Origin of the sequence: Streptomyces sp. WAC04114, from assembly GCF_019733245.1 — a bacterium.
GTDB classification, from domain to species: domain Bacteria; phylum Actinomycetota; class Actinomycetes; order Streptomycetales; family Streptomycetaceae; genus Streptomyces; species Streptomyces massasporeus_A.
This window is the reverse complement of record NZ_JAIGQA010000273.1, coordinates 1-7,819: the sequence shown is the minus strand read 5'-3', so window position 1 is coordinate 7,819 and position 7,819 is coordinate 1. Positions and strand designations below refer to the sequence as shown.

The window sequence follows — 7,819 nt, the reverse complement described above, 5'->3', positions numbered from 1 at the left end:
CTCACGAGACCGTGCGAAGTTTCACATCCCGTTCACACCCCGGGCGGCCGCACCCTCCCGTCGACGGACGGATGCGGCCGCCCGGGGTGTGAACGGGATGTGAAACTTCGCACGGTCTCGTGAGCGGCCGTCTGGGTAGGAACCCTGTTTCGGGGGCGAATGCGACACGGATCCGCTCTTCGTCGCGTCCCTGTGCGAATCCGGTGGTTGCACCACGGACCCGGACTGCGGGACTGTGCATCGAGCACAGTCCAGTCATCGAGCACAGTCCAGTCTTCGCAAAGTGAGGTGTGGGTCACGCGTAGGGGCCCCGTACATGACTTCTTCCCCGGCCAGGCCCCGCACCGGTGCGGTGAGCACGGTGAGCGTCGCCTCCGCCCCCTTCCCGGTGGTGGTCCTGGACGCGGACGGGCACATCGCGGAGCTCAGCGACGAGGCCGGCGCTCTGCTGCCCACGGCGCACGTCGGCCGGCCGCTGTCCTCCCCCACCTGGCTCGCCGGCGCTGACCGGGCCCGGCCGGTCCTCGTCAGCGGGACGGTGGGCGACCGGTCGTTCTCGGCGCATCCCTCCGTGACGGCGGACGGCCGCACGGTCTGGTGGCTGCTGGACGAGACCGCCTACCGCTCCGCGTTGGGAGAGCTGGAGGCCGAGCGTGGCCGCACCCGGTTCCTCACCGAGGCCTCCAGCGCCCTGCTGGCCTCGCTGAACCTGGAACGGTGCATGGAGGTCACGGCGCGCCTGGCCACCGAGCATCTGGCCGACGCCGCGCTGGTCATCGCGCCCACCGCTGCCAAGACACTGCCGGTGGTCGCCTGCGACCACCGCGGCGAACTCACCCGCAGCACCGTGTCCGAGGCGCCGGATTCCGTGCCGGGACTCGCCGAAGCGCTGCGGGGCTTCCCGCCGGTGCCCTCACGGTGGATAGACCCCGCGACGGCCCCGGACTGGCTGACCCCGGCGGGGTTCGGCGAGGTCGGCTCGCTGGTGATCACACCGCTGCCGGGCCACGGCGTACCGGCCGGGGCGCTGATCCTGCTGCGCCGGGCGCAGCAGAACGCGTTCAGCGAGGCCGAGGAGTCGCTGGCCGGGCTGTTCGCCGCCCGGGCCGGCGCGGCGATGTCGGCCGCCCGCCTCTACGCGGAACAGAACTCGATCTCCGACACCCTCATGCGGGAGCTCCTGCCGCCCACCCTGCGGCAGACGGAGGGCGTGGAGTTCGCCGGCGGCTACCGGGCCAGCGGGGACACCGAGCGCGTCGGCGGTGACTTCTACGACGTCCATCCGCCCGGCGAGGACGCCCCGGAGACCCTGGTCGTGCTCGGGGACGTGGCCGGCAAGGGACTGGAGGCCGCGGTCCTCACGGGCAAGATCCGCAACACGCTGCACGCGCTGCTGCCCATGGCCGACGACCACGCCAGGATGCTGCGTCTGGTGAACAACGCGATGCGCACCAGCCACCACACCCGGTTCGCGACCCTCGTGATGGCCTCGGTCCGCCGTGAGGAGCGCGATGTGGTCCTGAGGCTCACATCGGCGGGGCACCCCGCGCCGCTGATCATCCGGCGGGACGGCACCGTGGAGGAGGCCGACACCGGCGGCACCCTGATCGGCGTCCTGCCGGTCATCACCTCCCGCACCGCGCGGGTCCGGCTGGCGCCGGGGGAAACCTGTCTGCTGTTCACCGACGGCGTCACCGAGGCCAGGGGCGGCCCGCTGGGCGACACCATGTTCGGCGAACAGCGCCTCAAGCGCGCGGCGGCCGAGTGCGCCGGGATGCCCGCGGAGGCGGTCGTGGAGCACGTGCAGATGGTCACCTCGCAGTGGATCGGCGACGGACGCCACGACGACATCGCCGTCCTGGCCATCACCGCACCGCGCGGCGCCCACCTCAGTGCGGTGGACGGAGCGACCCGGGGCAGGTACACGGCATGACCGCACCCATCACCGACATCGACGACGGACCGGGCCGCCACGGCGTGGGCGCCCGCCTCGGCGCGTCGCACGACGACGCCGCGTCCGCTCCCTGGACCGACAAGCTGTGGGCCGCCGTCCGCACGGGAGACGAGTACGCGGCCGTCGACGTCGTCACCGACGCCCTGGCGGCGGGTCTCGATGCCGAGTCGGTGCTGCTGGACGTCATCGGCGCCGTGCAGCACAAGGTCGGCCTCGAATGGGCGGCCAACCGCATGAGCGTGGCCGACGAGCACGCCGCCACCGCCATCAACGACCGGGTCATCGCCGTCCTGCCGGCCCGGCGTCCGGCGAACAGCCGGGGCCGGATCACGGTCGCCTGCGTGGACCAGGAGTGGCACGCCCTGCCCGCGCGCCTGGTGGCCGAGACACTGAGGCTGCGCGGCTGGCGGGTGGACTACCTCGGCGCGCAGGTCCCCACCGCCCATCTGATCAGCCACATTCACCGCACCGGACCGGACGCGGTGTGCCTGTCCAGTTCGCTGCCCGTCCGGCTGCCTCTCGCGCACAGCGCGATCACCGCCGTCCAGGCCGCCGGCACCCCGGTCATGGCCGGTGGTCTCGCCTTCGGTGCCGACGGCCGTTACGCCCGCCTGCTGGGCGCCGACGCCTGGGCGCCCGACGCCCGCACGGCGGCGGACCGGCTCGCGGCCGGTCCCCTGACCCGGCCGGTGTCCGCCCACCAGACGATCGACGATCTGCCGCACCTGGGGGACCAGGAGTACACACTGGTCTCCAGGTCCTCCACCCGGCTGGTGCGCGACACCTTCCAGCGTCTGGAACAGCACATCCCCGCGATGCGGGACTACAGCGACGAGCAGCGTGAGCGCACCGCCGAGGACATCGCCCACATCGTCAACTTCCTGACGGCCGCCCTGTACGTCGACTCCGACGAGATCTTCACCGGCTTCCTCGCCTGGACCGCCGAGGTGCTCACCGCCCGTCGCGTCCCGGCGCGCTCGCTGCTGCCGTGCCTGGACCTGCTGGAGGAGCAGCTGCACGACTTCCCCCGCGCCCGCCGGCTCCTCGACGCCGGACGCACCGCGCTCGCCGCCCGCCCCTGACCCCCGAGACGCTGGACGAACTCCGTGACCACCTCCTTCGGCACCGGCCCGCGCACCGTGCGCCTGGCCCTCACCGGCGATCTGGACTACGACACCTGCGGGGAACTGCTGCAGCGGGTGCGGACCGCCCTCGACGGCCGCCCGGAGGTCACGGATCTGCACCTGGACTGCCGGGAGCTGGAGCTGGTCGACTCCATGGGGCTGTCGACCCTGCTCGAGATCCACCGCTCCGCCGGCCGGGACGGCATCGCCTTCCACCTGGAGGGCGTCGGCCCGGCGCTGCGGCGCCTGCTCGAACTCACCGGCACCCACGAGTACCTGACGAGCCCCCAGCGGTCCGGGCCGCCCGCCGAGAGCGGCCACGGCCGCACCTGAGGCGGGGCGTGAAGGGCGCTACGGGCGCAGGGCGCGCAGCAGCAGGTCGGCCAGGTGGTCCGCGACCTGCTGGGGCGTGAGGGGCCCGTCGGGGCGGTACCAGGTCGACAGGTGGTGGACCGAGCCGAAGTGGTAGTCGACCACGAGGTCCGCCGGGGTCGCCTTTGCGAAGACGCCCGACTCCTGGCCCTCCTCCACGAGCGCGCGGAAGCGTTCGTGGTAGCGGCGGCGCTCGGCGCGGACCTGCTTGTCCTTCTCGGGGCTGAGGTGGTGCATGGAGCGCCAGAAGATCATCGCGTCGTCGAGGTTCTCGATGGTCGTCACCACGACGTCCGCGGCGGCGTGCCGCAGCCGCTTCTCCACCGGCTCGTCGGCCCCGGCCACGGCGTCCAGCCGCTCCTGCTGGATGCGCAGCACGCGCGCGTACACCTCGTGCAGCAGGTCGTCCTTGGAGCCGAAGTAGTGGTAGAGCGCCCCCTTGGTGACACCGGCCGCTTCGACGATCTCCTGCACCGAGGTGCGGTCGTAGCCCTGATCGGCGAAGAGCCGGGTGGCGGCGGCCAGGAGCCGCTGAGGCACGGGCGTGCCGTCCGAGTCCGTGGTCCTGGGCACTGCCGCCACCTGCCTTTCCGTTCTGCTGTCAGTTGCCTTGCGTACGGGAACGCAGTTCCCGACGGAGGATCTTCCCACTGGCCGTCTTCGGCAAGTCCGGCAGGATCTCCACCTGGCGCGGATATTTGTAGGCGGCCAGTCTCTCCTTGCAGTAGGCGGCGAGTGCATCCGGGTCCGTGTCGGCGTCCGGCCGCAGGCTGATGTACGCCTTGACGGTCTCCCCGCGGTACCCGTCGGGCACTCCGACGACGGCAGCCTCGCGCACCGCCGGGTGCGTGTAGAGGACGTCCTCGACCTCGCGCGGCCACACCTTGAAGCCGGAGGCGTTGATCATGTCCTTCTTGCGGTCGACGACGTAGAGCCAGCCCTGTTCGTCCATGAAGCCGATGTCGCCGGTGCGCAGTTCGGCACCGGGGAAGGTCTCGGCGGTGGCGTCGGGGCGGCGCCAGTAGCCGGGCACGACCTGCGGGCCCCGGACGACGATCTCGCCCTGCTCCCCGAAGGGCACCTCCTCGCCGGCTTCGTCGACGATCCGTACGACCGTGTCGGGGCCGGGCAGGCCCACGGCGAGGGTTCCGGACACCGGGTCGACCGGCGCCTCCAAACCGGGCGGCACGGAGGCGCAGGGCGCGGTGCACTCGGTCAGTCCGTAGCCGTTGCGAATGTACGGCCCGAAGCCGGCCCGGAACTTCTCCACCAGCGCGGGCGGCAGGGGGGCGCCGCCGGAGGAGATCACCCGGAAGGAGGAGAAGTGGTCGCGGGTGACGGAGGGGTGAGCCGCCAGCGCCATGAAGGCCGTGGACGGTCCGACGGTGTAGTGCGGGCGGTGCTCGGCGAACGCGTCCAGCACCACGCCCGGCTCGAAGCGGTAGGCCAGCACCAGCGTGCCCCCGCTGTTCAGGCAGGCGCCGAGCTGGCAGACCATGCCGGTGATGTGGAACAGCGGCGCGAGCGCGAAGTAGACGGGCCGCTCGGGCAGACCGAGGCCGGTCCGCTGCCGCTCGGCGTTGTACATGATGTTGCCGTGCGTGTTGGTGGCGCCCTTGGGGGTGCCGCTCGTGCCGGAGGTGTAGCTGATCAGCGCGATGTCGGAGGGGCCGGGATCACGGTCCTCGGGCGCCTTGTGCCCGGCCCGTGCCACGGTCACCAGGTCGTCGGCGTCGGGGGCCTGCGGCAGGCGCTCGAAGGTCAGCACGCGCGCGTCGTCGCGGCTCTGGAAGTCCAGCTCGCAGCCGGTGAGCACGATCCGCACGGGCGAGTCGTCGGCCGTCTCGCGCAGATACGACTCCCAGGCCCGGTCCGAGCAGATCAGCGCGGCCACTTCGCCGTCCTTGAGGACGTGGGCCACCTCGCCCGACTTGTACATCGGGTTGACGGGTACGACGACCGCGCCCGCCTTCCACGCGCCCAGCAGGGCGAGCACGAAGTGCGGGGAGTTCTGCAGCAGCACCGCGACCCGGTCGCCGCGCCGGAGTCCGCGGGCCGCGAGGTGGCCGGCGACGGAGTCGCTGAGCTCGTCGCCCTCGCGGTAGGTCAGCCGGCCGTCGAAGTAGGCCAGGAAGTCGCTGCCGGGCGTCTCGGCCACGGCGGCGCGCAGGGCGTGCACGAGGGAGCCGGCCGGGCTGATCTCGCCCTTCTGGGCGTCGCTGAGCAGGCCGAGCCAGGGCTTGGCCGCGTAACGGGACTCGGTCACCGGGCCTCCTCCCACTGCTGCTGAATGCGGTTCATGCCGGACAGCCACCGGTCCGGGTCACCGGCCCGGGCCTGGTGGTAGGCGGCGACCTCGGGGTGGGGCAGGATCAGGAAGTGGTCCGCCTGGATACCCTTCAGCAGCGCGTCCGCCACGGTCTCCGGCTCGATCGCGTTCGGCCGGAGCACGAGGTCGCCGGCGCTGCCGGTGGCGGCCAGCATGTCGGTGCGGACGCCCTGCGGGCAGATCGCGTGGACCTTCACGCCCCGGTGCCGGTAGGTCAGGGACAGCCACTCGGCGAAGGCGAGCGCGCCGTGCTTGGTGACGGCGTAGGGCGCGGCGCCGATCATGGTGAGCAGCCCGGCCGCGGACACGGTGGAGACGAACCGGCCGCTGCCGCGCTCCAGCCAGGCGGGCAGCAGTTCCTGAGCGGCCCGCACATGAGCCATGACGTTCACGTCCCAGGACAGGGCCCACGCCTTCTCGTCCAGCGGCTGCCCGGGCTCGATCCCGTCGGCGGCGACACCGGCGTTGGCGCAGTAGACGTCGACGTTCCCGCCGAGCGCGTCGCGGGCGTCGGCGACGATCGCCGAGGCGTCGCCGGGTACGGCGATGCCGCCGATGTCGTCCGCGACCTGCTTGGCCCGCTCGGCGTCGAGGTCGTTGACGACGACCCGGGCCCCTTCGGCGGCGAACCGCCGGGCGAGCGCGGCCCCGATCCCGCCGCCCGCCCCCGTGACAACGACTCCGGCCTCTTGAAAGGCTCCCACCATCGGTCTCCTCGTTCGCGGCTCAGCAATGCCGCCAGACTAACCGGTCGGTATGTTTCAAGGAAGGGGTAACCGCAACACCCTTAGGGGCGCGGGGAACTGCGCGATCAGCCACAACGAAGCGGCACAAAACGGACCACGGAGGTCACCGCATGCGCCCTTCCAGACGAACCGTACTCACCACCGCCGCGGCCGCAGCCTTATCCGCCACCCCCACCGCAGCCGCCGCCCAGGGCCAAAGGCACCTGCGCACCGGCTTCGAACGCCTCGCCCACGACGGCTACACCCTGCTGGAGGGCCAGAAGGCCGGCATCGTCACCAACCCCACCGGCATCACCCGCGACGCCCGCCACATCGTCGACGTCATGCACGCCGACCCCCGCGTCGACCTCACCGCCGTCTTCGGCCCGGAGCACGGCTTCCGCGGCACCGCCCAGGCCGGCGGCTCCGAGGGCCGCTACGACGACCCGGCGACCGGCCTGCCGGTCTACGACACGTACCTCAAGAGCGGCCGGGCGCTCGCGGACATCTTCACCGCGTCCGGCGTGGACACGGTCGTCTTCGACATCCAGGACGTCGGCGCCCGCTTCTACACGTACATCTGGACGCTGTACGACTGCATGGAGGCCGCCCAGCTCGCCGGCAAGCGGTTCGTCGTGCTGGACCGGCCGAACCCGGTGACCGGCCGCGCGGCCCTCGGCCCGGTCCTGCACAAGGAGTTCGCCACTTTCGTCGGGCGGCAGCCCATCTCCCAGGCCCACGGGATGACCGTCGCCGAGCTGGCGCGGCTGTTCAACGAGGAGTTCCTGCCCGAGGCCGTGGCCCTGGAGACCGTGACGATGTCGGGCTGGAGGCGCTCGGACTTCTACGACGCCTCCGGGCTGCCCTGGGTGCCGCCGAGCCCGAACATGCCGACGCCGGACACGGCCCTGGTGTATTCGGGGACGTGCCTGCTCGAGGGCACGAGCCTGTCGGAGGGGCGCGGCACGACCCGGCCGTTCGAACTGCTGGGCGCGGAGGGCGTCGACCGGCGCTGGGCGGCCGCGGCGAACGAACTCGCCCTGCCCGGCGTGCGGTTCAGGGAGGCCTGGTTCGCGCCCACGTTCTCGAAGTTCCAGGGGAAGACGATCGGCGGTGTGCAGGTCCATGTGCACGACCGGGACGCCTTCGATCCGGTCCGCACGGGCATCGCCCTGCTCGTCACCGCGAAGCAGGTCTGGAGCGGTTTCGCCTGGCGCCCGGACAACTGGATCGACAAGCTCACCGGCTCCACGTTCGTGCGGACGATGATCGACGCGGGCGCGGACACCGACGAGGTGGTGGCGGGGTGGCGGGA

7 protein-coding genes are annotated in these 7,819 nt (G+C 72.2%); 4 read left to right on the top strand and 3 right to left on the bottom strand.

Annotation, left to right across the window (positions count from 1 at the left end):
* The first annotated feature begins 316 nt into the window (after positions 1-316).
* Genes K4G64_RS37450 through K4G64_RS37440 form a run of 3 tightly spaced genes read left to right on the top strand, consistent with a single transcriptional unit; the run spans position 317 to position 3,411 of the window.
* Positions 317-1,933, top strand: a complete 1,617-nt coding sequence (locus K4G64_RS37450) for a PP2C family protein-serine/threonine phosphatase (RefSeq protein WP_221760333.1) — start codon at positions 317-319, stop codon at positions 1,931-1,933.
* Positions 1,930-3,036, top strand: coding sequence for a B12-binding domain-containing protein (locus K4G64_RS37445; protein WP_221760332.1), 1,107 nt, complete (start codon positions 1,930-1,932; stop codon positions 3,034-3,036). The genes K4G64_RS37450 and K4G64_RS37445 overlap by 4 nt, the downstream gene beginning before the upstream one ends.
* A gap of 24 nt (positions 3,037-3,060) precedes the next feature.
* On the top strand, positions 3,061-3,411 hold the full coding sequence (locus K4G64_RS37440; protein ID WP_221760331.1) for an STAS domain-containing protein: 351 nt from the start codon (positions 3,061-3,063) through the stop codon (positions 3,409-3,411).
* A gap of 18 nt (positions 3,412-3,429) precedes the next feature.
* On the opposite strand, the gene K4G64_RS37435 is transcribed toward K4G64_RS37440, so the two are convergent.
* From K4G64_RS37435 to K4G64_RS37425, 3 genes are read right to left on the bottom strand one after another with little or no spacing between them, the layout of a single operon-like run.
* Positions 3,430-4,023 (bottom strand): TetR/AcrR family transcriptional regulator, encoded by a 594-nt coding sequence (locus K4G64_RS37435; RefSeq protein WP_221760330.1) that lies wholly within the window; start codon positions 4,021-4,023, stop codon positions 3,430-3,432.
* Between the two features lie 28 nt (positions 4,024-4,051).
* Positions 4,052-5,716: a class I adenylate-forming enzyme family protein gene (locus K4G64_RS37430; protein WP_221760329.1), complete on the bottom strand. Its 1,665-nt coding sequence runs from the start codon at positions 5,714-5,716 to the stop codon at positions 4,052-4,054.
* The gene (locus K4G64_RS37425) at positions 5,713-6,486 is read right to left on the bottom strand and encodes an SDR family oxidoreductase (protein ID WP_221760328.1); all 774 of its coding nucleotides are present in this window, start codon (positions 6,484-6,486) and stop codon (positions 5,713-5,715) included. The genes K4G64_RS37430 and K4G64_RS37425 overlap by 4 nt, the downstream gene beginning before the upstream one ends.
* 149 nt (positions 6,487-6,635) lie before the next feature.
* Here K4G64_RS37425 and K4G64_RS37420 point away from each other — a divergent pair.
* Positions 6,636-7,819, top strand: a 1,184-nt coding sequence (locus K4G64_RS37420; protein ID WP_221760327.1) for an exo-beta-N-acetylmuramidase NamZ domain-containing protein, incomplete at its 3' end; no start/stop codon positions are given.

Bases quoted from the DNA above. Each gene is read 5' to 3' on its own strand.
- K4G64_RS37450 (WP_221760333.1), top strand. From the start codon at position 317: ATGACTTCTTCCCCGGCCAGGCCCCGCACCGGTGCGGTGAGCACGGTG.
- K4G64_RS37445 (WP_221760332.1), top strand. From the start codon at position 1,930: ATGACCGCACCCATCACCGACATCGACGACGGACCGGGCCGCCACGGC.
- K4G64_RS37425 (WP_221760328.1), bottom strand. From the start codon at position 6,486: ATGGTGGGAGCCTTTCAAGAGGCCGGAGTCGTTGTCACGGGGGCGGGC.